Source organism: Butyrivibrio sp. FC2001 (assembly GCF_000424125.1).
GTDB lineage: Bacteria > Bacillota > Clostridia > Lachnospirales > Lachnospiraceae > Butyrivibrio.
Genome location: NZ_AUJH01000008.1, coordinates 34,284 through 60,939 on the forward strand (window position 1 = coordinate 34,284; position 26,656 = coordinate 60,939).

The window sequence follows — 26,656 nt, forward strand, 5'->3', positions numbered from 1 at the left end:
GGGGAGTTAGTTGGTAATGAAAAAAGTTAACTTAAGAGAAGACAGAAAAGGCTTTACAATTGTTGAGCTATTAATAGTTATAGCTATTATTATAATTCTTATGGCGTTTGGCTTTATTGCCGGCATGAGATTAATAAGGAATATGAGACAGTCTCACCTTGATAAAAGAGCTGAGGCTGTTTATTATGCCGCTGAAAGCCGAATGATGGAGCTTTTCGTAACTGAAGAAAAGACAGAGAAGAAGGAAGATAAAAAGGTAAAGGCGGTAGTTGAAAAGCTGTACAATGCCAAGACCTTTAACTATGAGGGCGCAACACTGGCGTATATCACATCGGAGGATGTGGGAGAAGCAAAGAACCTGTTTGCAGAGGATAACTCTCTGGAAGCAGAGATAAAATCCGCATCCTGGATCATAGAGTACGACCCTGTCAGCCTTAATGTATTTGCGGTTATTCTTAGTGATGACCTGGAAAAAGCCGGAACAAGTATCGCAGGACTTAGCGAATCACCAAGTGGTGCGCCTGTAAGAGGAACACCGCAGGACAGAATAGCAGCCTTTGATGCCTATGTGGGCTATTACTCAGAGGGTGCAAACGGAGTCCTGGGAGCTTCTGCTAAGAATGGTCTGTCAGTTGGCGCATGGATTCTTAACAGACGTGACCTTCTTGGTGTCATCAAGATTACTGCAGACGAGAACACAAGGGCTGCAATTGAGAATCTCTCCTTCAGAATATCTCTTAAGGGAACCAAGTCGACGTCAGACGGAGACGAGGTTGACATCTCTTCAAATGAAATATACTGGCAGAATTATGCAGGTGATAGTGGTAGCAATTTCCTTGAGTCTGATGGAAGGACAGGAATAGTTATCACCACTAATGATGTCAGAAATACAATCCCTGTATCCTGCTTTGGTGATACAACGGATTCGAATGATAAATATGGTCTTATTGGATATATAAAGCTCGACAGTCTTGATATCGACAGACAGTTTAAGGATCTTAAAGTAAAGGGCGGCGGTGCGTTAGGCGATTATTTAACACCCGGTGATGATATCACTATGTCCGTAAAGGTCTGGGATTCTTCTGATGGTAATTCCAATTATTCACAGAATGTCAGAAGGACAAGCGCAATCTCAAATACTGAGAACAGTCTGTATGCAGATTTTGACGTAGAAGGTGCAAATGGCGTAGCTAAGATAGTTTACCCCAGACATCTTCAGAATCTTGCAGCAGAGTTTTCAGAGGTAAAGGCCGAGATGGCAGCAGGTAACAGTAATCCCGGAAGCATGGATGCTGTACTTCTCGAGGATATCACCTGGGATGAGGAGAAGAACCTGTATAAGCAGGGCGGCTCTTTGGGTGTAATACGTAATTTCACACCTATATCCAATAATCAGCTCGTATCCTTTAACGGATATAGATTTGAGACAGCAAAGAGTGCTCAGCCCCTTAGAAATATTGAGGATGCCACAAAGGAAAATCCTGAGGAGGTAAACCTCAAATCATCTAAGAAGGAAAACAAATACCATTACATTACAGGATTAAGAATAGACACTTCTGACAGTTCATACAGGATAGTAGGAAACCCGGCAGATATCGGGTTATTCGGTAAGCAGTCAAATCTTACTCTTGCTAATCTTGTTCTTACCAATTTTGATATCAAGAATAATAATGCCGGCGGTACAGGAATGCTGGCAGGTGAGCTTGATAATTCCAAGATTAAAAATGTGCTCATCTATGAAAAGAAGGATGCAAACAAGGTAATTACGGGAGCCGGAGATACAGCCGGCTTAGTTGGCGTGCTAAACAGTTCGTCCATAGAGGACTGTGTAATCAAGAATATCTCTGTCAAGACTACTGCAGGTTCAGCAGGAGCTCTTGTAGGAAAAGCTACTTCAGCAAAGGTTGAGAATACCCTGGCATATAACGGTGAGATCACAGGAGTAGAAGGAAGCAATACTCCCGGAACAACAGTTGGCTTTGATGATTCCAAGCTGGAGATAACAGGCGCAAGGAATGCCGGAGGTCTCATCGGTGAGATGGAAGGCGGAAGTGTTACTGGCGCAGCAGCAGCGCTGTATGTAAGAGCAACCGGTGGAAATGCCGGAGGCTTTGTTGGCAGCGCTCGCGGAGCTTCAATAGATATGTGCCATTCAGGCGGTCATACTGTAACCCTTGATAATAAGATTGGACGATATGACAAGGTTCAGTCAGATGGCTCAAAGGGAAGAGTTAACGTTATAGGAAGCTCTAATGCAGGTGGTTTTGCAGGTAAGCTTGATGGCGCATCTGTTCAAAACAGTTATTCAACCTGCTCTGCAACAGCCGGAACAGTTGGCGGCTTTGTCGGTGCTTCATCAGGTGGAACAATATCCAAAAGCTATGCAGTAGGACAGGTATTCTTTACAAATGCAGCCTCTGCAGGCGGTTTTGCCGGAAGTCTTGGTGGTGCTGGAGTATCAGATGATCACTATTTTGAGATTATCAATCCTACTGAAGATGGCAAGTATTTGCAGGGAGTAGGTAATGTCAAGAAGGACGTAGAAGGCTTAAAGGCAATAGATAAGCCTCTTGAAAAGGGTGAAGATGAGTACGAGTACAACAAGTTCATGCTGGCAGCAGCTGACTTAACAATGGCTCGTCAGGATAAAACACATAGATATGACAGTGAACTTCAGCCTGCAATTTTCGCTATGCCCTTCTGCTCACAGCTAAAGGATGTGGCTTCTTCTGACATGTTCTTTGTGGAAGCACATTACGGCGACTGGCCCATTGTGGAAACACATGTAATAAATGCAGACAGTTCTGCAAGGGTTCGATTTACAATGTCTGATCCCTTTGCGGTTATCAAGGCCTTTGCCAGCGACCTCAGTAAATCCGATATATTAAGGTCTCTCGCAGAAGAGGTCATAACTACGCCTATTCCGGAGGAGGACCTCGCCGAAAATAAGGACTCAAGTGAGGAACAGGCTCCTGCTGAGGAAGAGGAGAAGGCGGAAGAGACTAAGGAAGAAGAGACTCAGCCTGAAGAACAGGTTGAAGAAACCACACCTGAGGAGAGCGAGACTCCGCAGGAAGAGACTCGTCAGGATGAGGTTTTAGAGGAAAATACAGAAGCTCCATCAGAGGAGCCCGCAACCGAAGAAGCAAAGGATGAAACTGCGACAGAGACGGCAGAGCCTCAGGAGGAGAAGCCTGCTGATGAGACAGCAGCCGAAGCCCCTACAGAGGATAAGGAAAAGGAAGACCAGGGCCTTATAGAAGAACATTCTTATGCGATGGTAGTAGGTGAAGAGGAAGAAGAGCCGGAAGACGATTCTATAGAGGGTCGCCTTGAGGCAGAAGGAAGTGGCGTAGCCATAACCTTCGGAAAGGATGCGGAGATTCCTGAAGGCTCCGAGCTTCAGGTTACCTATATCACAGAGGATAGCGAGGACTATGACTATTCTCAGCTTATTAGTGATGCCACAGAAGCAATGGAGATAGATTCTGAGGAAGTCGCCAGCTATAAGGCAATTGATATTGCAATCGTGAAGGACGGCGAAGAAATCCAGCCGAAGGCACCTGTAGATGTAGAAATAAAGGCAGAGAATTTCTATGAGAATAAGGAGCTTTTCCTTGATGATGAAGTGACAGCTGTCCACATGAAGGAGGATGATCCTGAGGTTATCGGTACTGAGCTTAAGAAGGATGAGACTGAGAAGAACTCACAGGCTGAAGATGAGAACCCTGCAGCAAATGAGTCTGCGGATTTCGTCAACTTTACTGCAGACGGATTTTCCGTTTATGTTCTTGTGCAGCCTATCAGTGCCAAGAAGGTTGTCACATCTGATGATAGTACCTATCAGATAACAGTTGATTATGATAATGCATCCGGTATTCCCGCAGATGCTGAGCTTGTAGTGGTTGAAACTACAAGCGATAGTGCTGAGTATGCAGGCATTGTGGAGGAAAGTGCAAAGGAACTTGGAACCTACAGTGAATATGTAAAGGGTGCACATGTATTTGATATTTCATTTGTTAATCCTGAAACTGGTGATACATACCAGCCTGTTAAGGATGTAAAGGTTTCTGTAGAACTTATGCAGGAAGAGGTTGACGCAGAAGACGAAGAGATTAAGGTTGTTCACTTTGGGGAAGCCAATGAGGTTCTTGAGCCTGTTGTAAATGAAGGTCAGATCGAGTTTACTACAGGCGGTTTCTCAACCTATACAATCATCAAGTTACCTACCTTTGATGTATTTGATACTTCCCTTGATGGCGAAAAGTATTACATATCATATGAGGACACAACTACAGATCCAGCTACAAAGTATTATCTCTTCATAGATGGATCAACATCTCCTGTCAGCTTTGGATACACCGATGATGCTGCCAAGGCTACAGCATGGAATTTTGAGCTTTTTGGAAAGGGTTACAGAATTAGCAACGGAACCAATTACCTGTCCAATGATGGAACTGATTGGAAGCTGGGTACTGAAGGAAGTGCCAGCGAATTTTCATCAGCTGACTGGGGTGACTATCATCTTCTGTGCCTTGCTGAGTCAAATATTCCTAATAAATATCTTGGATATGTTGGATATGGAGCAGCAGATCACCTTGATATGATAGCTAACACTGCTACAGCGCATATGCAGCTTACTGTTGCAGTTAATGGTACTGATATTGAGGATAAATCCTACCATGGAAGAAGCTTCTATATCACTGGAAGCGGATATTTCCTTACCTATAAGGATGGATCAACATATACTCAGGCTCAGGTTCCGACGATGTCTACCGAGTGGACCTTTATTCTTGATGACCATGGCTACAAGATTCACAACGGACAGAAGTATGTTGGAATTGAGAATGGACAGGTGGTGTTCACAAAAGCATCAAAGGGTGCTCAGTTCAAGGTTGTTGATCTTGGCGAGTATCACTTGCTTGAGTACTATGATGAGACAGCTTCTATACCTGGATACAACGGACAATATCTGAATATTGGAAGAGCAAAGGATTCTCAGTTTGGCATAGCTGCAACTGATCCTTCAAATCCTGCTGAGACAGCCAAGATGCTGCTCATAAATGATATTACTATAGAAGGCAACTATGCTATGTATCTGACTAAGGCACCAGATAAGTTTGCTGTTGCTGATGTGAAGGTGACACAAAGTGGCAGAGGCGACATGCTAAGAGCTGATAATATTAAAAGTATCGTCAACGAAACCACAGGTCAGATAGTGGAAACGGCGTCAGTTAAAATTAATGCAACCTGGAATTTTGAGAAGGGCGAGAACAAATTTGAGCATTATATCAAGGTTGCTTCAGGAACTCAGGCCGGAAAATATCTGAATCTGGTATGGGATGGCGGAAAGTCACATCTTAGGCTGACAGATACGAAGCAGGCCCTTACTATAGCGACTTTACCAAATGGACAGATCCGTATTTTCGGTGGAAGTAATACGGCGCCTCTCGCAGTTGACTATTCAAATGGTGGTAAGAATTTCCAGGCCTATGAGTTTTTAAAAGGCTCTGATGGTACTGCTACAAATGAGTGGTTTAACATTGCGGAAGTCAGCACTTTGACTCACTACACATTGCATTACACCTATCCCAAGGAAATGGATGATGTGGGTCATAAGAATAATCTTCCGGCCGCAACAACAGAATTTGTTTCAGGGGATGCTTCGGATACGACAGGACCCCTTACGAATTATGAGCTGGAGGCACCGACTGCTGATAAGTATTATTCCTATGATGACACCTGGAAGTACACATACGAATTTGTGGGCTGGAAAATTGCTGGCCTTACAGGAACTCATGAGCAGCAGACATTTATACCGACTGAAAAAATTGATCTTGTAAATTACATTGAGGGACTTACTCCACAGACCAGACCTTCAGGCGCTACTATAAATATTAATGCTGTATGGAAGCTGGTTAAGAAGGAAAAAATTGAATATAAGGTAATCTATCAGATGTTTGATGCTGAGCCTGGTTACGGTACAGGAATAATTGGAGATAAGCTTCCTGATATCGTTGACCTTCCTTATGATGCCGGAACTTCTTATCTGGCAACTGAAAATGTGGATATAGATGGCATAAAACAGTATTCGCTCAGAAATATCGGTTATAAGGATGACGATGGAAAGTACTGGATATCTTATCAGGAAAAGACTGACCCCGATGGATATTTTCCTAATAGAAATGTAAGGTCATATCAGCGTTATAGCGGATCCGGCGATCTGACGTTCTATCACACCTATTTGTTCATGGGATGGGAAACAGAAACAGGAGCAGTCTTAAGCGCTTACGATCTCGATCATAATAAGCGTGATCTTTCAAAATATGATGAGAATCTTGACGGAACGATAGAGCTCAAGGTTGTATGGTCTTACCAATGGGCTGAATCAGGAAACTCAAATCCGTCAGTGAATTTGTCAGTGCTTAGAAATGCTGACCAGATTGATAATCCGAACAATGCTAATCAGTTCCTCACTGAAGACAGGAGTATGTATATTCATATCGATGGCGCTACTATGTACCAGCTTGATGAGAATGGCTATCCGGTTGCCCATACTGAATGCAGAGCTCCTTCCAAGAGGCCCTATAAGTATTTCATGCAGTATATTATCGATGAAAATACTGTAACAAGAACTGAGAAGGATATCGTCAGAGCTGATAAAGCTGTTAGGAGAAAGCTTGCAGGAAGCGACGGGTATTCTGATAGCGGTGCAATAGACGAGACTGTTCATGACAAATATGAGTCTGAGAGCACAGTAGGACCTGTAAGTGACAATGTAGATAAGGGTCACACATGGCAGATTTCATATCTTCCAAGTGATGAGCGTGTGTTTGATTATCTTAGCAAGAAATCAACAAGAGATATATTTATATACAATGAAATTACCGGTAGAAGCGAGAAAATTAATAAAAGTGAGCTTACTCCGGATAAATACATGATCAGATGGGTAGTTGTTAAGTACCAGTCCGGAGACAGTGAGGTTGGATGGCATGTCAACGCCAAGATTACTAAGAAGATAAGCTGTGTGACAGTAACCAAGACCTTTAAGGGTAATGCTGATAATATCAGTAAACTGATGGATGGTATTGAACAAATACAGGAGGGAGATTCGGAATCAGAGATATCCAGAAAGGTTGATATTGCCAAGAAGAAGTTCAATATCACTCTTAAAAACAATGCAAATCCTGACGAGGTATTGTATCTTACACTACTAAACCGGGTGACTAATAATGCCGCAATATCAAAGACCGGCATGGCAAAGGTTGCTAATGATACCTTTGGCTATGTTGATTACAAGGAGAAAACAGATAGCAACGGCAATATAACCGGTACCTACACCTGGCTTATAACTTTTGATGATGAAAAGACCTTTTCAATTAAGGAGAACAATTACGACGACAGGGATCCGGTTACAGGTAAGTCAACCTTTGGTACAGAGCTGACTTATAACCAGACTAACACCGGAGCATCTGATGATGGTGAAGAAAAGCAGTGGGATCCGGAAATACCTGTTAAGACATCAGCAGAGCCGACAGATAATACGGATTATGAGGATAATTTTACAACTAACCTTACCAACAACATTAAGCCAATTTCCCTTTTCAGAATCAAGAAGATTAATGATAAAAAAGAGGGAATAAAGGACGTTAAGTTCAAGGTATATCTTAAGGGTAGTGATGATCCCATAAGGCTTTATTATCGAAATGATGGCGAAAATCCTGATGGAAACTACAACGTTCTTTATGAGAACAATAAGAGTGAGTTCTATGCTCTTACAAATGACAAGGGATTTCTTAACCTGTACCTTGCATGGCCTCAGAATGAACCAATTGTTTATACGATTCAGGAAGAGATTCCGGAGGGATATCAGGGACATGAAAAGTATGCTCCGAAATTCGAAGTTGAGGTAAAGAATGACGGAACAGTTTCCATTACAAAGTCCAAAATCGATATGCCACCGTCCTATGGTATGGTTGAGCCTTATGTAATAACAGAAAACGGAACAGAAGATGTCTGGACCAAGAAGCCCTATGAAAAAGTCGGTGAAGAGCAGATAGCTATCTGTAATGGTGCGCTTGTAACCAATAGCAGCGGAGTTGAAATTGCTCTTAAGAAGATTTCCGGTAAAGCTGATACTGATGGAAAGGCAGAACGACTTGGTGAAGCACAGTTCACCTTCTATGATGCAACAAAGGAAGGCGATAATAATTCGCTTGCATCCGTTGTTGATGGCAGCGCCACGGAGTACAAGAATATTATTCTTAAGAATGGTGATGATGAAGAAGTGGCAACTGTTGTCAAATCGACTGAATCAGCTGATGAAAAGGGCAATCTGATTTTCAAGATTCCTGCTGGAATATATTACATGAAGGAGACAACAGCACCTGCCAAATATGAGCCTGATTACTATGTAGAAGAAGGTAAGGATCCTGATGATGAGGAAAATCATCTACAGTATATTTACAGACTTTATGTAGGAGAGGACTACGTTAAACAGGCAGTAGAGGATGTCCGGAAGGATACAGGAAAAACACTGGATATAGTAGAAAGCGGCGAGAATCAGACGATGTATGTGATCGTCAGAATGGATAAGGATGCTGCTGCTGAAAAGATTGATACCGAATGTATCCAGAAGAACAGAGCTGTTATAGGTGATTTTGGAATCATAGATCTGTCAAAAGAAGTAACCAAGGTCGTTTTAAAGAAGGTAGGAGGAGATGGCTTACCGCTTACAGGACCTAAGTTTGAGATATTCAGAAGTGACGGACTCAGGATTCTGAATGGTGAAAACGAAAGCTGGACTGCCGGCGCAGCCGGAGCGTTCTATATTGGAAAGCTAAGTGTAGGTACTTATTTCTTACATGAGACTGCAAATGGCGGAGCAGGCAGTGATTGCTGGATAAGAATCGATGTGGAAAAAGACGAAGGAGGAACTATCAAGGTAAGTGAACCTAAACAAATATCAGGCTCACCGTTTAAATTAGACACTGAATAAGTGGTAATCATGAAATAATTATAAAAAATATAACAATTTAACGAATTTTTAAGAATGTGTATGACGATATTATGGTAAAATATACACAGAAGAAATATGTCTAAAAAAGCTATCTTGCTTAAGGGGGTATTATGGCACGAAAAGAGGAACTTACTTACAAATCTAGAGACCGCGAAACTACTATTCATGCGATAAGATGGATTCCAGATGAAAAGCCTATTGCTATTCTGCAGATCATTCATGGTATGCAGGAGTATATTGACCGTTATGATGAATTTGCCAATTTTATGGCAAAGAACGGAATCATGGTAATCGGAAATGATCATCTGGGACACGGAGATTCAGTATCTACCAGAGTACCCTATGGATACTTCTGCAAGAATGATCCTGCCACAGTAATCTTAAGAGATGCTCACAGACTTAAGAAGATGACACAGGAAGAGTATCCCGGAATTCCGGTTATCCTTCTTGGACATAGCTTTGGTTCATTTGTAGCAAGAGAGTACCTTACAAGATATGGTACAGGTATTCAGGGTGCTATCATTCAGGGAACAGGATGGCAGAATCCCGGAACAATCAAGTCCGGTAAGACATTGTGTGCAATACTTGGTGCCTTCTTTGGTGAAAAGCATCGCTCCAATTTCATGAACAATATGGCATTCAAGGCATATAACAGCAGAATATCCAGTCCTAAGAGCAAATTTGACTGGCTTTCTCACAACGAAGAGAGTGTTAAGAAATACGAGAACGATCCCAAGGATAATTTCGTATTTACCATAAATGGTTTTGAGACACTTTTTGAGCTCCTTAACAGAGTTCAGGATACAGGTAAGATGGAAGATATTCCGAAGAAGCTTCCAATCCTCCTTACAGCAGGTAAGGAAGATCCTGTTGGTGAGTATGGCAAGAGTGTAGAGCATCTCTATGGAATCTGGAAGGATCAGATTGGCCTTCAGAATCTTGAGATCAAGCTTTATGAGGGAATGAGACATGAGCTTCAGCAGGAGATTGGCCGTGAGAAGGTATTTGCTGATCAGCTTGAATGGATCAAGAAGACAATAGGATGATAAAAAATCAATAATTGAAATGCATTTAACGCTCAAGCATGTTATAGTAGTGCTTGAGCGTTTTTTTGTTAAGTGAGATAGAAAATCTATGATTTTCGTGATCGAACTTAGTTCTGGCGAGCGCTTTAGCGCGAGAGCAGAACTTCATTGTATTATAAGGAGTTATGTTATGGGTAAGTTATTTGATTTAGACAGTCCTTTCATAAGAGCACTCAACAGAGTTGCAGATCTTATGATTTTGAATCTGGTTGTACTTTTGTTTGTTCTTATACCGTTCACAGGAGGAGCAGCTCTTACAGGTATGCACTATGTACTTCTGAAAATGGTAAGAAATGAAGAGACATACGTTGTAAAGGGATTTTGGAAGTCCTTTAAGCTTAATTTTAAGCAGGCCACAATTTTGTGGATAATCATCATGGTGCTTGCAGGTATTATCGGAGTTGATTTCCTTTGGGTTAGAGCCAATGCAGCAATGCTTCCTTCGATATATATATACATTATGCTGGGAATTGTGCTTATCCTTTATATGATTTCACTTTATATATTCCCGCTTCAGGCAAGATTCGAGAATCCTATCAAGAACACTCTGAAGAATGCATGTATGTTTTCAATTCTCGGTCTTCCCAGAACAGTAGGAATGGCAGTTGTTTCACTTATTCCGCTTCTGCTTTTATATTTCTTTGATATCAGGGTCGTGCCGATACTCATCATGTTTGGTCTTACCGGCCCTGCTTATCTTATGGCTCTTATGTACAACGGACTTTTCAAGAAGTTTGAGCCCAAGGTTGCAGATACTGGCGATGAAGAAGTTCGCACAGATGATGACGATGAGGAGCTTCAGGCTGCTATAAAGCGTATGCAGGAAGCAAGAGATAAGAAGTAATATTGACAACATGCACACAAGAATTTATAAAATTTGTGCAAATATTCCTAAAGAATTTATAAACAAAAAATAAATAAGCAATACTTACAACGATTACCGAAATCTTTGTATAATAGTTGCATAGCCAAAGCAAATCGCTTTGGCTATACTTTTTATATCGTGAAAAACGATTTTGAGGGTACTCGGTATCCTATTTTGCCAGTTAAAAAGAGGAGGAAAAGGAAATGGCAAGTTTAACACTTGAAAATGTATGCAAAGTTTATCCTAACGGTTTCGAAGCTGTTAAGAATTTCAATCTTGATATTCAGGACAAGGAGTTCATCATCTTCGTTGGACCTTCAGGATGTGGTAAGTCAACAACACTTCGTATGATCGCAGGTCTTGAAGATATTTCTTCAGGTACACTTAAGATCGGTGATCGCGTAGTTAACGATGTAGAGCCTAAGGACAGAGATATCGCAATGGTATTCCAGAACTACGCTCTGTATCCTCATATGACAGTATATGATAACATGGCATTCGGCCTTAAGCTTCGTAAGGTTCCGAAGGCTGAGATCGACAAGATGGTTAAGGATGCTGCTAAGATCCTTGATCTTACAAACCTTCTTGATCGTAAGCCGAAGGCTCTTTCCGGTGGTCAGAGACAGCGTGTTGCTATGGGTCGTGCTATCGTTCGTAATCCTAAGGTATTCCTTATGGATGAGCCTCTTTCAAACCTTGATGCTAAGCTCCGTGTACAGATGAGAACTGAGATCGCTAAGCTTCACCAGAGACTTGGTACCACAATCATCTACGTTACACATGACCAGACAGAGGCTATGACTCTTGGTACAAGAATCGTAGTTATGAAGGACGGTGTTGTTCAGCAGGTAGATACACCTCAGAACCTCTATGACAAGCCTTGCAACCTCTTCGTTGCAGGATTCATGGGATCACCTCAGATGAACTTCCTTGATGCTGAAGTAGAAGTATCTGGCGACAAGGCTTGCCTCAAGATCGCAGGTCAGTCAATCGAGCTTCCTCCGGCTAAGGCTAAGAAGGTTATCGAGGGTGGCTATGCTGGAAAGACAGTTACATTCGGTATCCGTCCTGAGGATGTTGATGATTCTGAGATGGTTGTTAGCACATCTAAGGCTGTATTTGAGTCAACAATCAACGTATACGAGCTTCTTGGTGCAGAAGTTTATCTGTACTTCGATCTTGCAGGCTTCCCTGTAACAGCACGAGTTGATTCTCGTACAACAGCTCGTCCTGGCGATAAGGTTAAGTTCGCATTCGACGTTGAGAAGATTCACGTATTCGACAAAGAGACAGAGAAGGTTATTACAAACTAATACGTCTATTGAAGGGGAGATGCATTTGCATCTCCCTTTTTTTAATTGTATATTTATGTTATCAACATATCACGGAGGCAGGTTTTCATGATAACAGCACAGATTATTCAGAATAGTATTGATGAGCTTTCAGCTATAACAAGAGTGCAACTCAGTGTCATGGATTTAAAGGGAAGAGCAGTGGCTGCAACAGCTGATGCGCCTGATTTTGACACAGACTTTATTGCAAGCTTTGCAGAATCACCTGTAGAATCTCAGGTTATTAGCGGAGTACATCTTTTGAAAATATTGGATGAGGGCGAGCTTGTATATATCCTTCTTGCTTCAGGCCAGGGTGAGGATGCATACATGGTCGGCAAAATCTGCGTAAGTCAGCTGCAGAATCTTATTGTGGCCTACAAGGAAAAATATGACAGGAATAACTTTTTCCAGAACCTCCTTCTTGATAATCTGCTTCTTATCGATATTTACAATCGTGCGAAGAAGCTTAGAATAGACGTAAATGTTCCGAGAGTTATCATTCTCGTTGAGACAAGGGCTGAGAGAGACAGCGGCGCTGCTGAGCTTCTTGGAAGCATGTATACATCTCAGACAGGCGATTATGTTACAGCGGTTGATGAGTCCAGTGTTATCCTGATCAAGTCACTTAAGTCAGGGGAGACCTATGAGGATATCGAGGGCATTGCCACAACTATTGTGGATATGATGAACACTGAGGCTATGCTTGATGTTCGTGTTTCCTACGGAACAATAGTTGGAGAGATCAAGGATCTTAGTAAATCCTACAAGGAAGCTAAGATGGCTCTTGATGTTGGCAAGATCTTCTATGCTGAAAAGCATGTTATCGCATATAACACATTGGGAATCGGAAGACTTATTTATCAGCTTCCCATCAGCCTTTGCAGAATATTCATTGACGAGATCTTCGGAGACCGCGAGGTACCGGAGAATCTGGATGAAGAAACTTTAAATACAATTAATAAATTCTTTGAGAATAACCTCAATGTGTCAGAGACTTCAAGACAGCTCTTTGTTCACAGAAATACTCTTGTGTACAGAATTGAGAAGCTTGAGAAGGCTACAGGCCTTGATATCAGAACCTTTGATGAGGCGCTTACCTTTAAGATTGCGCTGATGGTTCTGAACTATATGAAATACGTGGATTCAAATAATTTTTAATTAAGCAATAAGATATTATGAGTAAATACCCCCAGTTAAATGTAAAGAGTGATGAAGAAAAGCTCGATGAAAAGTACATGAAAGCAGCGCTTAAACAGGCGCGAAAGGCAATAGAGCTTGGAGAGGTTCCCATCGGATGCGTTATCGTGTACGAGGGCAAGATCATCGGAAGAGGCTATAACCGCAGAAACACTGATAAGTCCGTTCTTTGCCACGCAGAGATAACAGCTATTAAAAAGGCATGCAAAAAGATGGGCGATTGGAGACTGGAGGAGTGCACTCTTTATGTGACATTGGAGCCCTGCCAGATGTGCGCCGGGGCTATTGTGCAGTCGAGAATCCCAAGGGTTGTTATGGGAGCTTCAAGTCCTAAGGCGGGATGTGGCGGAACAGTCTTAAATATCCTTGAGAATCCTGAGTTTAACCATCAGGTCGATGTTACAAGAGGCGTTCTGGAGAATGACTGCAGCGATATCCTTAAGGAGTTTTTCACAGAGCTTCGAAAGAGAAATAAAGCAGAGAAGGAAGCGAGAAAGCTTGCTGAGGCTGCTGAAGAACAAAATTCATAATTTTAGAGAGTAATATATTTTGAAGACAGAGCAGGAAAAGCTTGATATGAAAACATGTATGATATGTCCAAGGAAGTGCGGTGTGGACAGGACTAAGGGGCAGCTTGGCTATTGCAGGCAGCCTGCGCACCTCACTGCGGCAAGGGCATATCTCCACGCCTGGGAGGAACCCTGCATTTCCGGGGAAAAGGGCTCAGGCACAGTGTTTTTTTCAGGCTGTAATATGCACTGTGTCTTTTGCCAGAACTCAGAGATCGCATTGGGAGATGTTTCAAAGCAGATTCCGCAGGAACGATTATCTGAGATTTTTTTTGAACTTCAGGAAAAGGGTGCTTCGAATATCAATCTGGTTACGCCCACGCATTTTGTTCCATTAATTATTCCTGCGCTGGAGAATGCCAGGAATCAGGGGCTTTTCATTCCTGTAGTTTATAACACAAGTGCCTATGAAAATGTGGATACACTTAAGGCGCTTGAGGGTTTGATAGACATTTATCTTCCGGACTGTAAGTACTACTCCGAGGAGCTTTCCTTAAGATATAGCAATGCGCCAGGTTATTTTGAGACCTCCATCGCGGTGATTGATGAGATGCTGAGGCAGGTTGGAGTGCCGAAGTTCTTTGCGAATAGGCCAATAGGAGCAAACGCTTACAATTTATTAATGGAAGAGTCAGAGGATGATTATGAGGGACCTCTGATGAAGAGCGGAGTAATAATAAGGCACCTTATGCTTCCGGGACAACTAGCAGATTCCAAGAAAATCGTTAAAGAGCTCCTTCATAGATATGGAGATAAGGTGTATCTTAGCATAATGAATCAGTTCACTCCCCATGGAGATCTGACAGGATACCCCGAGCTGTTAAAGGGAGTTAATCCCGATGATTACGATGAGCTTATAGATTATGCAATAGAGCTTGGACTTGAAAATGGATTTTTCCAGGGCGAAGGAACGGATGCTGAGAGCTTTATTCCTGCCTTTGATTTTGAAGGTCTGTAGAAGATAGAAGAAAAAGATGAAAACTACAAGCGCGGAGAGGTTGACAATATGCCCTCTTCTGCGTATCATAAACAAATGACGGTCTTGTGATGGGTACACGCTCGTGTGGGATCGGGTCTTATGCAATGAGAGCCTGCGAACCGTGTCAGGTCGGGAACGAAGCAGCACTAAGCGGAATCTCTCATGTGTTGTAAGGCAGCCTGGTTTCACCTTGCGTGTGTCCTTCACAGGACCGTTTTAAATTTCTTATTTAGCACACCAGTACATATTTCTGAATTCTGTGGGCGTGCATCCCTTTATTATTTTGAACATTCTTATAAATGATGACAGAGAAGGAAAACCGCAATTTAATGCAACGTCAGTAACTGAGTTGCGGGGATCCATAAGGTATGTCTCTGCCTTGGCAATGCGTTTCTGATTTACATATTTATAGAAGGAGACATTGGTGAACTGCTTAAATCTCCTTGAAAAATAGAACTTACTAAAGCCGCTTCTGTCAGCAATCTCATCAAGACTAAGATCCTCTGAGCAGTGCTCCTGCAGATAGTCACAGATTTCAATGAATTTCTCGAAGTATTCATCGCCTCTTGAATACTCGGAAGGATCACCGTTACTTCTTGTGCTCACATAGTTCTTGCCGATGCAGGAGAGGAACTCAAGGAGCTTACAGAAAATATCAACCTCTGAAAAAGCGTTGTTCTTTTTATAAATCTCATTGATCTCCAGCAAAATGGAACGGGCATGACTGTGAATCTCGGGGTAATCCTCGGGAGTTACTACGATATAAGGGGACATGAGATTAATAAGGCTCTCAACCTCACTCATGAATCTGAGCTCAGTGGTATCGGGCTGGAAGATGATTCTTTTTCCAACCTCAGGGGCCTTGATGGTGTGAATACAACCGGGGCAGATGATTATGATGTCACCCTCCCTAAGCACTACGTCCTCGCCTGCGCAGTTTAAGTAGTAGGGATTCATGGTGGGCATGATGATCTCAATGGCTGCGTGCCAGTGCGGAGGATAGTCCTCGTATTCGTCGTTATCGTAGAGCTTTATGGATGTGCTCTGCTTAAAGTTTACAGTTTCAACCAATCCGTTTAATGTCTCTATCATATGGTATTACTCCATTTTCTTGAAAAACCGGTCATTAGTAGTAGTTACAAAGCTGTCTATTGGTTTCTCAATTATTGCGTTAGCAATAATTGGTTAGTATAGCAAATATTCTATTACAAAAAAGTGCTCTTTTAACTATCAAATATTGCTCTTCGACAATTAATTATTGCGGATTAAAAAGAGAATAGTAGGTCAAAATGCCTTGATATGTACGAAGATGCGGTAATAATTTGACATACAGAGCAAAAATACATCACAACAGTAGGCAATATTTAATAATGAAGTAACAAGTATTGAAAAGAAAAGATTATATTTCTTGTGGTATCTTTATATCACTTGAAATGACGAGAGGAGACGCAATGAGCAAAGAAAGAGAGCCCTTAGTTACACATATTTTCACAGCCGATCCGTCGGCCCATGTTTTCGATGGAAGAATATACGTATATCCATCACATGATCTTCCCCATGACGGAGAGGACAATGACAACGGCGATGAGTACCAGATGGAGGACTATCATATCCTTTCAATGGATAAACTCGGAGGCGAGGTTACAGACCACGGAGTGGCTCTCAGCATGCATGATGTGCCCTGGGTGAGAGATCAGATGTGGGCACCTGACGCTGTAAATACAAATGGAAAGTACTATCTTGTTTTCCCGGCAAGAGATAAGGAAGGAAACTTCAGACTTGGCATTGCTGAAAGTGATAAGCCCGAAGGACCCTTCAAGCCAGAGGAGAATTGTATAGAGGGAAGTTTCAGTATAGATCCATGCTCCTTTAAGGATGACGATGGCAAGATTTATGTATACTTCGGCGGACTCTGGGGTGGTCAGCTTGAAAAGTACAGAACCGGCGAGTTTGATCCTAACGGAACAGAGCCTGCAAAGGATGAGCCTGCAGTATGTCCTAAGGTTGCGCTTATGAATCCTGATATGAAGTCCTTTGCTGAAGTACCGAGAGATGTGAAGATTCTCGATGAGAATGGAAATGAGCTTCTTGCAGGTGACGAGGACCGCAGATATTTTGAGGATCCCTGGACATATAAGTACAATGGAAAATATTATTTTTCATATTCAACAGGAACAACACACTATCTGTGCTATGCAGAGAGCGATAATCCGTACGGCCCCTTCACCTATAAGGGAAGAATCATGGAGCCTGTAATCGGCTGGACAACACATCACTCAATCCTTGAGATCGAGGGAGAGTGGTATCTGTTCTACCATGACTGCGAACTGTCTAACGGTGTTAACCACCGCCGCTGCGTAAAGTATACAAAGCTTAATATTGCAGAGGATGGTACAATCGAGACAATTCATCCTTACGACCATAAATAAAAGCAAACCCGCGAGTATTTGATACCCGCGGGTTTGTTACATTAATTTTCTACGTTTGTCATATCAAGACCGCTCATCTGATCAAGAAGCTTCATCTTTGTATCGTAAAGTCTCTTGGACAAATCTACGTGAACCTCATGAGGATTGAAGAGACGTCTTGTTTCCTCCCAAAGAGTATCTTGCTCCTTTAAGCAATAATCTCTGATTTCCATAGTCTTGGGTGAAGTGTATACACATTCGCCGTTCTTGAAGATAGGAACCATGATCTCGCGCAGAGTGAAGGATCCTGCAGGAAGAAGTGTTTTCTTCCAGGGCTCAAGGGGATCGAAGAGAAGGAGCTGCTTATCCTCTGTAAAGGTCTCGTTCTCGAGGCAGATAAGATCAGCCTTGATCTTGCCGCTGGCCTTTTCATAAACTCTGTAGATCTTCTTGTTACCGGGGTTGGTAACCTTCTCAGAATTCTCTGAGAGCTTGATCTTGGGGATGAACTCGCCGTCCTCACCCTTGATTGCTGCAAGCTTGTAAACACCGCCAAATGACGGATTGTCCTTAGCTGTGATGAGGTGAGTACCAACACCCCAGGAAGTGATTGCTGCGCCCTGTGTCTTAAGTGATGAAATAAGATACTCATCAAGGTCGTTGGAAGCAGAGATAACAGCATCTGGGAAGCCTGCGTCATCAAGCATCTTTCTTGCTTTCTTGGAAAGGTAAGCAAGGTCACCGCTATCAAGACGAATACCATAGAAGGAAAGGTCGATGCCCTCTTCCTTCATCTCTTTGAATACTCTGATAGCATTCGGCACACCTGAATTTAATGTGTCATAGGTATCTACAAGAAGGATGCAGGCTGAAGGATAAAGCTTTGCATATGTCTTAAATGCTGTATATTCATCAGGGAAGCTCATGATCCAGCTGTGAGCGTGCGTTCCCTTAACAGGTATATCAAAAAGCTGACCGCAGAGAACGTTACTTGTTCCAACACATCCACCGATAACAGCAGCTCTTGCGCCGTAGGTTCCTGCGTCAGGTCCCTGTGCACGTCTTAAGCCGAATTCCATTATTCCATCGCCCTGGGCTGCATAGCAGATACGTGCTGCCTTTGTGGCAATAAGTGACTGGTGATTGATGATGTTAAGAATAGCTGTCTCTACAAGCTGTGCTTCCATGATAGGAGCGATAACCTTTACGAGTGGCTCGCGGGGGAATATAAGTGTTCCCTCAGGAATTGAATAGATATCGCCACTGAATTTGAAGTCCTTCAGATAATCAAGGAAATCCTCGTCGAAGATACCGATACTTCTGAGGTAATCAATGTCTTCCTTATCGAAGTGCAGCTCCTTGATGTACTGGATAAGCTGCTCTAAGCCTGCCATTATGGAATAGCCGCCGCCGAAGGGGTTATTTCTGAAAAAAGCATCAAAGATAACAGTTTCGTTCTGAGACTTGTTCTTGAAGTAACCCTGCATCATTGTCAGCTCGTACAGGTCGGTTAATAGTGTGAGATTTTGTCTGTCCATAATATTACCCTCGTTTATATAGTTTTTTACGATAAACCTTATGTAACATAATACCACAATTATGGAAAAGTGAACGATTAAGATAAGAGCTTGTCAAATTGTAAAAATCATAAGGGTGTAAAGTGCCAAAAGATACAAATTAAAGATGCGGAAGAAGTGGGCGCTATCATTGTTTTTTGCGAAATCTTATTATAAAATGGTAACGATACGAAGTCAGGCGAATTTATTCTTGCATTTCCAAGGCCTGGCTTTGGTTAGAGTCATAATTATAATTAATTCATAATGGATGAAAAAATATGGGAGATTACGACAAAATTTACAATGCGAGCAGTCGCATATTAAAGGAAGTTGAGAAAGCCGTTGAGACCGGCAACTATAATAATCTGAGCAGTTCGCTCAAAGTATCAATAGAGGATGCGGTTAAAGCTGCAAAGGCAAACCCGTCAAAGAATTTTAGCGGAAAAGCTTCAACTGTAAAAACCGTACATTATGCAGGTGCAGGAAGAAGAACACCGTTCTTTACAAGAACCGTTGGATATAATACCGGAATGGGAAAAGCTGTTTTTGGAATTATCGGCGCTTCCTTCTGGGGAGTGGCAGCACTTGGAGCTCTTATTGATGCGAGCTTTGCAGCAGGTATCGTATTCCTTGCAATAACAGCGGTGTGCGGACTTCTTATTAAAGCAGGCTCTGATGAGAAGAAGCTTGCCAGAACATTCAATAAATATGGAAAGATACTTGGAAATGCCGAGTATTTTGCAATAAGCGATCTTGCCATAGCAGCGGGAGAACGTTCTGAGACAGTTCTGGATAATATTAAGAAGATGATCAAGAAGGATTACCTTCCCACAGCAAGAATCGATAACGCTGAGACAACAGTAATGCTGTCAGAGCGTGCTTTTGCTCAGTACATCAAGGCTGAGAAGGCAAGACAGGACAGAGAGTTTGCAGAGAACCAGAATAAGCTTAATGCTGCGGCAGCTGCAAACAATAACCAGGCATTCCAGGCTGAGAGCACAGCTAATGTTGCTGATGCTCGTGCAAGAGCAGTTATTAATGAAGGAAATGCTTACATCGCTTCAATTCAGAGACTTAATGATGCTATTCCCGGCGATGAGATGTCAGCCAAGATTTACAAGCTTGAAGGCATCATGAGGAAGATCTTTACTCAGGTTGAGAAGGATCCCGGATGTGCGGAGGATCTTAAGAAGTTTATGGAGTATTACCTTCCTACAACCACAAAGCTTTTGCAGGCTTATGCTGATCTTGATAAGCAGCCTGAGGTTGGAAGCAATATCACGCAGACCAAGAAAGAGATTGAGGATGCGATTGATGTTATAAATGAAGCTTTTGAAAATCTTCTGGACAGCCTGTTCCAGGATATGGCATGGGATATTTCCTCTGACATATCTGTCATGAAAACAATGATGGCTCAGGACGGACTTACAGATGATGCTTTGACACAGATTCAGAACGGACAGATGCAGGGCTTTGAGGGCGGCGCTTACCAGACAGCTCCCGGAGGTCAGGCTATGGCTCAGGCAGCTGAGCAGACCACTGAAGATGGCAAGGTTCAGCTTAAGTTCTGATAAGAAGATAAAAGCCTAAAATTACTAAATTAATTACAGTCGTAAATGTATGTTTTTTGGAACATTTTGAAAAGAAAAAAGGAGTTGGAGGAATTAAAATGGGAGACGAGTTTAAAGAGTTTGAGAATTCAGCACCGACATTATCATTCGATGCACCTGTAGCGGAGGCTGAAGCACCGGCTGCAGCAGCTATGGCACAGCAGCAGACACCTGAGGCAGCAGCCAAGGAAGCACAGCTTTCTGAAGAAGAGATGAAGCAGATCGATGCTTTTGTAGATCAGATCGATATCACCAATTCACAGGGAATCATGAACTACGGAGCAGGAACTCAGAAGAAGATGGCAGACTTTTCAGAGAAGGCCATTGATAATGTTCGCACTAAGGATATGGGACAGGTCGGAGACATGATCTCAGGACTTGTTACAGAGCTTAAGAACTTTGAGGTCGAGGAAGATGAGAAGGGTCTCAAAGCTCTTTTCAAGAAGAGTGCCAACAAGGTTACTGCATTAAAGGCAAGATATACAAGCGTTGAGAAGAACGTTGAGACAATCAGCAACGAGCTGGAGAGACATCAGATGCAGCTCATGAAGGATGTAGCAACTCTCGACAATATGTACAAGCTTAATCTCAACTATTATAAAGAGCTCTCAATGTACATCATTGCAGGTAAGAAGAAGCTCGAGCAGGTTAGAGCAAACGAGCTTGTTGAGGCTCAGAAGAAGGCAGAGCAGTCAGGACTTCCTGAGGATGCTCAGGCAGCTAAGGATATGGCAGCTCTTTGCGACAGATTTGAGAAGAAGATCTATGACCTTGAGCTTACACGTACAATTGCTATGCAGACAGGTCCTCAGATCCGTATGGTTCAGAGTGCAGACACAGCCATGGCTGAGAAGATCCAGTCAACAATCGTTAACACTATTCCTCTTTGGAAAAACCAGATGGTTATCGCCATTGGTATCGAACATTCAGCACAGGCAGCTAAGGCAGAGAGGGAGGTTAATGACATGACAAACGCACTTCTTAAGAAGAATGCCGACATGCTCAAGGTAGCTTCAGTAGAGGCTGCGAGAGAGTCCGAGCGCGGTATCGTAGATATGGAGACACTTAAGCACACAAACGAGACTCTGATCTCAACACTTGATGAGGTTATGAAGATACAGACAGAGGGTAAGGAAAGAAGAAAGAACGCAGAGGCTGAGCTTTCACAGATCGAGACACAGCTCCGTGAGAAGCTCCTTCAGGCAGCTAAAAACTAATATTGGAAGGGTAGAGTAAAATGGAACAGAAAATGAAAGAAGCCGTACTTAAGGGGTTCGAGGAGCAGTACGGAAAAAACGAGAATGTAAAGGCATATTTTGCTCCGGGTCGTGTTAACCTTATCGGAGAGCATACTGATTACAACGGCGGACATGTTTTCCCCTGCGCACTTACTATTGGTACTTATGGTGCTGCAGCAAAGAGAAACGACAGAAAAATGCGTTTCTTCTCAATGAATTTTGATAATGCAAAAATAATCGAGGCTTCTCTGGATGACTTTGAAGCATCAAGAAATCCGGGATGGACATCCTATCCTGTAGGCGTGGTTTGGGCTTTCGAGCAGAGAGGCTTCAAGCTTGATACAGGCTTCGATATGGTAGTTTACGGAAATATCCCGAATGGTTCAGGACTTTCATCTTCAGCTTCCCTTGAGGTTCTGACAGGTTTCATTTTAAGAGACCTTTACGGATTTGATGTTACCAATCAGGATCTTGCCCTTATCGGACAGTATTCTGAGAACAACTTCAACGGTTGTAACTGCGGAATCATGGATCAGTTTGCCGTTGCTATGGGTAAGGAAGGTAATGCTATTTTTCTTGATACTGCGGACCTTTCATTCGAGTATGCACCGATAAAGCTGGATGGTGCAAAGATCATAATCAGTAACACCAATAAAAAGCATAAGCTTACAGATTCTGCATATAATGACAGAAGAAGTGCATGTGAGAAGGCTCTTGAAGAGCTCCAGACAGTAGTTGATATTAAGGGACTTGGAGATCTTACAGAGGAAGAGTTCGAAGCTCACAAGGATGTTATCAAGGATGACGACAGACGCCGTAAGGCTAAGCATGCTGTGTATGAGAACCAGCGTACAATCGAGGCTGTAGCTGCACTTAAGGAAGGTAACCTTGAGAAGTTTGGAGAGCTTATGAAGCAGTCCCACATCTCACTTCGTGACGATTATGATGTAACAGGCGTAGAGCTTGATACTCTTGCTGAGGAAGCATGGAAGATTCCCGGAGTTATCGGATCAAGAATGACCGGTGGCGGATTCGGAGGATGCACAGTTTCTATCGTTAAGGATGAGGCCGTTGAAGAATTCAAGGAAAAGGTTGGAAAGGCTTATCGCGATAAGATCGGCTACGACGCAACCTTCTACACTGTTTCAATAGGTCAGGGACCGACAGTATTATAACTAAATGAACAAAACTCCCATCGCCTGATGGGAGTTTTAATATGTATGATTATGAAGTCTGTTTCTGAAGTTCGTTTTCACCAAGGTACTCGTTTAATGTATAAACGATGTTGTCCTTACTGAGTGAATTCAGGGACTCAGCTATAGGAAGAATGCTTCTTATCTTATTTTTTAATTCAAAGTCGCTGAGCTCCAGCTTGTTTTTGTACAGATCACAAAGGAGTCTGTAGGAGGCTGTAACATCAGACTTGGTTGAGATTGCGAACTCAAGCACAGACACAGCTTCCTTATAAAAACCGGCGTCGCTAAGCTCGGCAGCCCATTTCTGGAGCATGGTCACCAGAGTGGTGTAGTTCTGATCATAGGTTGTGAGAAGCGTAATGTTTGGCGCTCCGTATTCAAGCTTTAAATCTGTGTTGGTGATGCCTGTAAAGTTTACAATTTTCTGATCCTTAAGACGAAGGATGTTCTTTTCACAAAAATCGATCTCGGCGTTGTCCGGGACAAGTCCAAAGGGAAGGTCATCAACAGGCACGGCAATATAGTCCAGAGAGTCAAGGCTTTTTCTTCTGGTGCTGTTGGCTTTAAGCTCCTTAGCCCAGAAGTTTTCCTCGTCTTTACGGGCCTTAGCATTGCTCCTTCGTATGGCGAAGTTGGTGATAAGAACAATCATGATAAAACTTGTAAAAACAGGTAATCTCATTTATAATATCCTTTCAGAAAATGAGGAGTAAAATTTATGTTTAAATTTTTTAATTCCGGTAAAAACAGAAAGATCATTTCTGCGGTTATTATCATAGTGTTGATACTTGCAATGGTAGTTCCGCTTGCAAGCAGTCTTTCATTTTGATTATATAACACCGGTATTTGCCAGAAAAGTGGCGAAATGGAGAAGTTTATGAAAAAATTTATGTTTCTTTGTCTGATGGCGCTTACGCTTGCACTTGTTCTTCCGGCAAGCATAGCAGAGGCTGCTTCAGATACTATTCATCAAGGCGTTTTTATTGGTGATGTTGATGTTTCTGGCATGACAACTGCGCAGGCAACTGATGCTGTAAATCAGTACATTGAGCAGCTGCGAGCAAAGAACGTAACCCTGAAAGGTATGGAGGATAGCCAGACTGTTCAGAAGACTATGGCTGACTTGGGACTTGGATGGGCAAATACTGAAGTGGTTGATGAGGCCTATGCTCTTTGCAGAGAGGGTAACATCATTAAGCGCTACAAGGCTATGAAGGATTTGGAGCACAGCACGAAGAGATTCAACATTGAGTATTCTTTCAATGATGATGCTATTTTCCAGATTCTTGACGTTGATTGTGCACCTTTCAATGCGTCAAAGGAAAATTACACACTTACAAAGACAGACTCCGGATTTGTGGTTTCTGACGGACAGACCGGATATATTCTGGATGAACAGACATCCCTTACAAAGATTAAGGACTATGTTCAGAACGAATGGGATCACCAGGATTGCACTATTCAGGTGGCTATAGATGAGGATGAGCCCCTTGGAAGCTATGATCAGCTCAGCAAGGTGGGCGACGTTCTTGGAACCTTCACTACAAGCTACTCAACTTCAGGCGCTGCCAGAAGTGCTAACGTGGCAAATGGTTGTAAGCTTATCAATGGAACAACCCTCTATCCCGGAGAAGAGTTCTCAGTACTTAGTGCCATAACACCTTTTACAGAGGCCAACGGATATTTCCCTGCAGGCTCCTACCTCAACGGAATAGTAGTTGAGAGTGTAGGTGGTGGTATCTGCCAGGTTTCTACAACACTTTACAATGCAGTTCTTAAGGCAGAGCTCGAGGTCACAGAGAGGCATAATCACTCCATGATCATCAGCTATGTTGAGCCTTCAATGGACGCTGCTATTGCTGAAAATGGTGGAAAGAACTTCAAGTTCGTTAACAACACAGAGTATCCTATCTATATAGAAGGTTCTACTACTAGTGACAAGCATATAACCTTTACAATTTACGGTGTGGAGACAAGACCTGCAGGACATAAGGTTGAGTTTAAGAGCGAGGTTCTTGAGACAACACCTGCGGGAGCAGATCAGATCGTTACTGATGGTGCATCTCCTATTGGATCAATAAATACACAGTCTGCACATATAGGCTACAAGGCTCAGCTGTGGAAGATCACATACGAAAACGGCGCTGAGACCAGCAAGGAAGTTGTAAATTCAAGTACCTACAAGATGGTTCCCAGGATCATAACCGTAGGAACAGCTACATCGGACCCTGTTGCTGCATCTCAGATTGCAACAGCAATTGCTACAGGTGATATCAACCAGATCAAGGCAGTTGCAGGAGCTATTGCAGCAGTTCAGCAGGCAGCAGCTCAGGGGGGAGATGTAGAAGCTGCACAGGCAGCGGCTGCAGCACAGGCAGCATCAGCTGAAGCTCAGCTTCAGTCACAGAACGCTGACACTGCACCTGCAGAGAATCAGGGTGAAGCCCCTGCAGAACAGCCGGCACCTACACCTGAACCGACACCTGCACCAGCACCGGCTGAGGGCGATACACCTGCACCGATAGATCCGGTACCGGAAGAAGTACCTGCACCTATTGACCCTGCTGAGTAAACAGACGGAGCAAGTTAATATATGAGAATCGGAAAAGTAACTGAGAGCGTACTTAAACGCTCAGTACTAAAGATAATTAAAAGCGATTCTATAAAGGAAAGCGCAGCTGCTAAATCAGACTGCGCTTCTTCTATAGATGAAAACGGAGAAAAGCTGCTGTCCTCTGTCGCCACCTTTGCGGTTAATTCGGAGGATGCAGGTTACTACGCTCTTCACAATGCAGCAAATAATATATTCTGCGCGGGTGGAAAGCCAATAATGGCAGTTATAAGCATATTGCTGCCTGCGGAGGCCGAAGAAGCAGAGCTTAAGAATATAATGAGAAGCGCCGTAAGTGCTGCCAATGACCTTGGAATTGCTATTGATGGCGGACATACAGAGGTCAGTGATGCGGTAAAAAGACCTGTTATTACAGTCACAGTGACAGGAAAAGAAATACTTCCCATAGCAATCCCGAAAGCAAAAGCTAAATCCGGTATGGATATAGTCATGACAAAGTGGGTGGCGGTAGAAGGAACTGCGATCCTTGCAAAGGAAAAGGCATTAGAGCTTAAGGACAGACTTCCTGACTACATGATAAGACAGGCGCAGGATTTTAAAGAGCTCATATCCGTAAAAGAGGATTCTGAAATCGCTATAAACGCAGGAGCAGCCTATCTTCATGACGTCTCAATGGGCGGAATATTCGCAGCTCTTTGGGATATAGCTGAGAGAGCGGGCTGCGGTATGGAGGTTGACCTTAAGAAGATTCCCATAAGACAGGAGACTGTTGAGATAACCAATAATCTTGGTGTTAATCCCTATCAGCTGGTTTCAGGAGGAGCACTTCTTTTAATAGCTTCTGATGGTGATGCGGTAGTAAGGGCTCTTGAGGATAAGGGAATTAGTGCCTGTGTGATAGGTATTACGACTGATAAAAATGACCGTATCATCAGAAATGAAGATGAAACAAGATACCTTGATAAGCCTCAGGCAGATGAACTGGTGAGATTTATGGTATAATAAATGGAATATTGCTAATTAGTAGA

At 42.8% G+C, this 26,656-nt stretch carries 16 protein-coding genes and 1 other RNA gene; 14 read left to right on the plus strand and 3 right to left on the minus strand.

Annotated elements, in window-relative coordinates; all coding sequences use genetic code 11:
• The first annotated feature begins 16 nt into the window (after positions 1 to 16).
• The 8 genes from G601_RS0104110 to ffs all read left to right on the plus strand — a co-directional run bounded on the left by G601_RS0104110 (position 17) and on the right by ffs (position 15,236).
• Positions 17 to 8,998: a SpaA isopeptide-forming pilin-related protein gene (locus G601_RS0104110; protein ID WP_026664553.1), complete on the plus strand. Its 8,982-nt coding sequence runs from the start codon at positions 17 to 19 to the stop codon at positions 8,996 to 8,998.
• 131 nt (positions 8,999 to 9,129) lie between these two features.
• Positions 9,130 to 10,065: an alpha/beta fold hydrolase gene (locus G601_RS0104115; RefSeq protein ID WP_026491059.1), complete on the plus strand. Its 936-nt coding sequence runs from the start codon at positions 9,130 to 9,132 to the stop codon at positions 10,063 to 10,065.
• Between the two features lie 169 nt (positions 10,066 to 10,234).
• Positions 10,235 to 10,948 carry a YesL family protein gene (locus G601_RS21870; RefSeq protein WP_051205567.1) on the plus strand — a complete coding sequence of 238 codons (714 nt, stop codon included), beginning with the start codon at positions 10,235 to 10,237 and terminating at the stop codon, positions 10,946 to 10,948.
• A gap of 224 nt (positions 10,949 to 11,172) precedes the next feature.
• On the plus strand, positions 11,173 to 12,282 hold the full coding sequence (locus G601_RS0104125; protein WP_026491060.1) for an ABC transporter ATP-binding protein: 1,110 nt from the start codon (positions 11,173 to 11,175) through the stop codon (positions 12,280 to 12,282).
• Positions 12,283 to 12,369: 87 nt separating this feature from the next.
• Positions 12,370 to 13,461, plus strand: a complete 1,092-nt coding sequence (locus tag G601_RS0104130; protein WP_026664554.1) for a PucR family transcriptional regulator — start codon at positions 12,370 to 12,372, stop codon at positions 13,459 to 13,461.
• Between the two features lie 17 nt (positions 13,462 to 13,478).
• Positions 13,479 to 14,030, plus strand: coding sequence for a tRNA adenosine(34) deaminase TadA (tadA, locus tag G601_RS0104135; RefSeq protein WP_026664555.1), 552 nt, complete (start codon positions 13,479 to 13,481; stop codon positions 14,028 to 14,030).
• A gap of 46 nt (positions 14,031 to 14,076) precedes the next feature.
• The gene (locus tag G601_RS0104140; protein WP_026664556.1) at positions 14,077 to 15,027 is read left to right on the plus strand and encodes a radical SAM protein; all 951 of its coding nucleotides are present in this window, start codon (positions 14,077 to 14,079) and stop codon (positions 15,025 to 15,027) included.
• A gap of 109 nt (positions 15,028 to 15,136) precedes the next feature.
• An RNA gene (gene ffs, locus G601_RS25660) (signal recognition particle sRNA small type) lies at positions 15,137 to 15,236 on the plus strand.
• 37 nt (positions 15,237 to 15,273) lie between these two features.
• On the opposite strand, the gene G601_RS0104145 is transcribed toward ffs, so the two are convergent.
• A complete protein-coding gene (locus G601_RS0104145; RefSeq protein ID WP_026491064.1) occupies positions 15,274 to 16,140 on the minus strand; it encodes a helix-turn-helix domain-containing protein in 867 nt (288 codons plus the stop codon).
• 359 nt (positions 16,141 to 16,499) lie between these two features.
• On the opposite strand from G601_RS0104145, the gene G601_RS0104150 reads away from it, so the two are divergent.
• Positions 16,500 to 17,477: a glycoside hydrolase family 43 protein gene (locus G601_RS0104150; RefSeq protein ID WP_035790310.1), complete on the plus strand. Its 978-nt coding sequence runs from the start codon at positions 16,500 to 16,502 to the stop codon at positions 17,475 to 17,477.
• Positions 17,478 to 17,518: 41 nt separating this feature from the next.
• Here the strand turns inward: G601_RS0104150 and G601_RS0104155 are convergent, their stop codons facing one another.
• Positions 17,519 to 18,994 carry a nicotinate phosphoribosyltransferase gene (locus tag G601_RS0104155; protein WP_026491066.1) on the minus strand — a complete coding sequence of 492 codons (1,476 nt, stop codon included), beginning with the start codon at positions 18,992 to 18,994 and terminating at the stop codon, positions 17,519 to 17,521.
• Positions 18,995 to 19,290: 296 nt separating this feature from the next.
• Between G601_RS0104155 and G601_RS21875 the strand changes: the two genes are divergently transcribed.
• The 3 genes from G601_RS21875 (at position 19,291) to G601_RS0104170 (ending at position 23,035) form a co-directional block, all read left to right on the plus strand.
• Positions 19,291 to 20,583, plus strand: a complete 1,293-nt coding sequence (locus G601_RS21875) for a 5-bromo-4-chloroindolyl phosphate hydrolysis family protein (protein ID WP_051200647.1) — start codon at positions 19,291 to 19,293, stop codon at positions 20,581 to 20,583.
• Positions 20,584 to 20,681: 98 nt separating this feature from the next.
• Positions 20,682 to 21,839 (plus strand): toxic anion resistance protein, encoded by a 1,158-nt coding sequence (locus tag G601_RS0104165; protein WP_026664558.1) that lies wholly within the window; start codon positions 20,682 to 20,684, stop codon positions 21,837 to 21,839.
• A 32-nt stretch (positions 21,840 to 21,871) separates the two neighbouring features.
• The gene (locus G601_RS0104170; protein WP_026664559.1) at positions 21,872 to 23,035 is read left to right on the plus strand and encodes a galactokinase; all 1,164 of its coding nucleotides are present in this window, start codon (positions 21,872 to 21,874) and stop codon (positions 23,033 to 23,035) included.
• Between the two features lie 49 nt (positions 23,036 to 23,084).
• On the opposite strand, the gene G601_RS0104175 is transcribed toward G601_RS0104170, so the two are convergent.
• Positions 23,085 to 23,738 (minus strand): hypothetical protein, encoded by a 654-nt coding sequence (locus G601_RS0104175; RefSeq protein ID WP_026664560.1) that lies wholly within the window; start codon positions 23,736 to 23,738, stop codon positions 23,085 to 23,087.
• A gap of 195 nt (positions 23,739 to 23,933) precedes the next feature.
• On the opposite strand from G601_RS0104175, the gene G601_RS21880 reads away from it, so the two are divergent.
• Complete coding sequence (locus tag G601_RS21880) at positions 23,934 to 25,628, plus strand: VanW family protein (RefSeq protein WP_081673380.1); 1,695 nt, start codon at positions 23,934 to 23,936, stop codon at positions 25,626 to 25,628.
• Between the two features lie 21 nt (positions 25,629 to 25,649).
• Positions 25,650 to 26,630 (plus strand): AIR synthase related protein, encoded by a 981-nt coding sequence (locus tag G601_RS0104190; protein ID WP_026664561.1) that lies wholly within the window; start codon positions 25,650 to 25,652, stop codon positions 26,628 to 26,630.
• Positions 26,631 to 26,656: the final 26 nt, after the last annotated feature.

Excerpts from the sequence above, each read along its gene's own strand:
- G601_RS0104150 (WP_035790310.1), top strand. The coding sequence starts at position 16,500 with ATGAGCAAAGAAAGAGAGCCCTTAGTTACACATATTTTCACAGCCGAT.
- G601_RS0104165 (WP_026664558.1), top strand. The coding sequence starts at position 20,682 with ATGGGAGACGAGTTTAAAGAGTTTGAGAATTCAGCACCGACATTATCA.
- G601_RS21880 (WP_081673380.1), top strand. The coding sequence starts at position 23,934 with ATGAAAAAATTTATGTTTCTTTGTCTGATGGCGCTTACGCTTGCACTT.
- tadA (WP_026664555.1), top strand. The coding sequence starts at position 13,479 with ATGAGTAAATACCCCCAGTTAAATGTAAAGAGTGATGAAGAAAAGCTC.
- G601_RS0104190 (WP_026664561.1), top strand. The coding sequence starts at position 25,650 with ATGAGAATCGGAAAAGTAACTGAGAGCGTACTTAAACGCTCAGTACTA.
- G601_RS21875 (WP_051200647.1), top strand. The coding sequence starts at position 19,291 with ATGGGAGATTACGACAAAATTTACAATGCGAGCAGTCGCATATTAAAG.
- G601_RS0104110 (WP_026664553.1), top strand. The coding sequence starts at position 17 with ATGAAAAAAGTTAACTTAAGAGAAGACAGAAAAGGCTTTACAATTGTT.
- G601_RS0104115 (WP_026491059.1), top strand. The coding sequence starts at position 9,130 with ATGGCACGAAAAGAGGAACTTACTTACAAATCTAGAGACCGCGAAACT.
- G601_RS0104140 (WP_026664556.1), top strand. The coding sequence starts at position 14,077 with ATGAAAACATGTATGATATGTCCAAGGAAGTGCGGTGTGGACAGGACT.
- G601_RS0104155 (WP_026491066.1), bottom strand. The coding sequence starts at position 18,994 with ATGGACAGACAAAATCTCACACTATTAACCGACCTGTACGAGCTGACA.
- G601_RS0104130 (WP_026664554.1), top strand. The coding sequence starts at position 12,370 with ATGATAACAGCACAGATTATTCAGAATAGTATTGATGAGCTTTCAGCT.
- G601_RS0104125 (WP_026491060.1), top strand. The coding sequence starts at position 11,173 with ATGGCAAGTTTAACACTTGAAAATGTATGCAAAGTTTATCCTAACGGT.
- G601_RS0104145 (WP_026491064.1), bottom strand. The coding sequence starts at position 16,140 with ATGATAGAGACATTAAACGGATTGGTTGAAACTGTAAACTTTAAGCAG.
- G601_RS21870 (WP_051205567.1), top strand. The coding sequence starts at position 10,235 with ATGGGTAAGTTATTTGATTTAGACAGTCCTTTCATAAGAGCACTCAAC.
- G601_RS0104175 (WP_026664560.1), bottom strand. The coding sequence starts at position 23,738 with ATGAGATTACCTGTTTTTACAAGTTTTATCATGATTGTTCTTATCACC.
- G601_RS0104170 (WP_026664559.1), top strand. The coding sequence starts at position 21,872 with ATGAAAGAAGCCGTACTTAAGGGGTTCGAGGAGCAGTACGGAAAAAAC.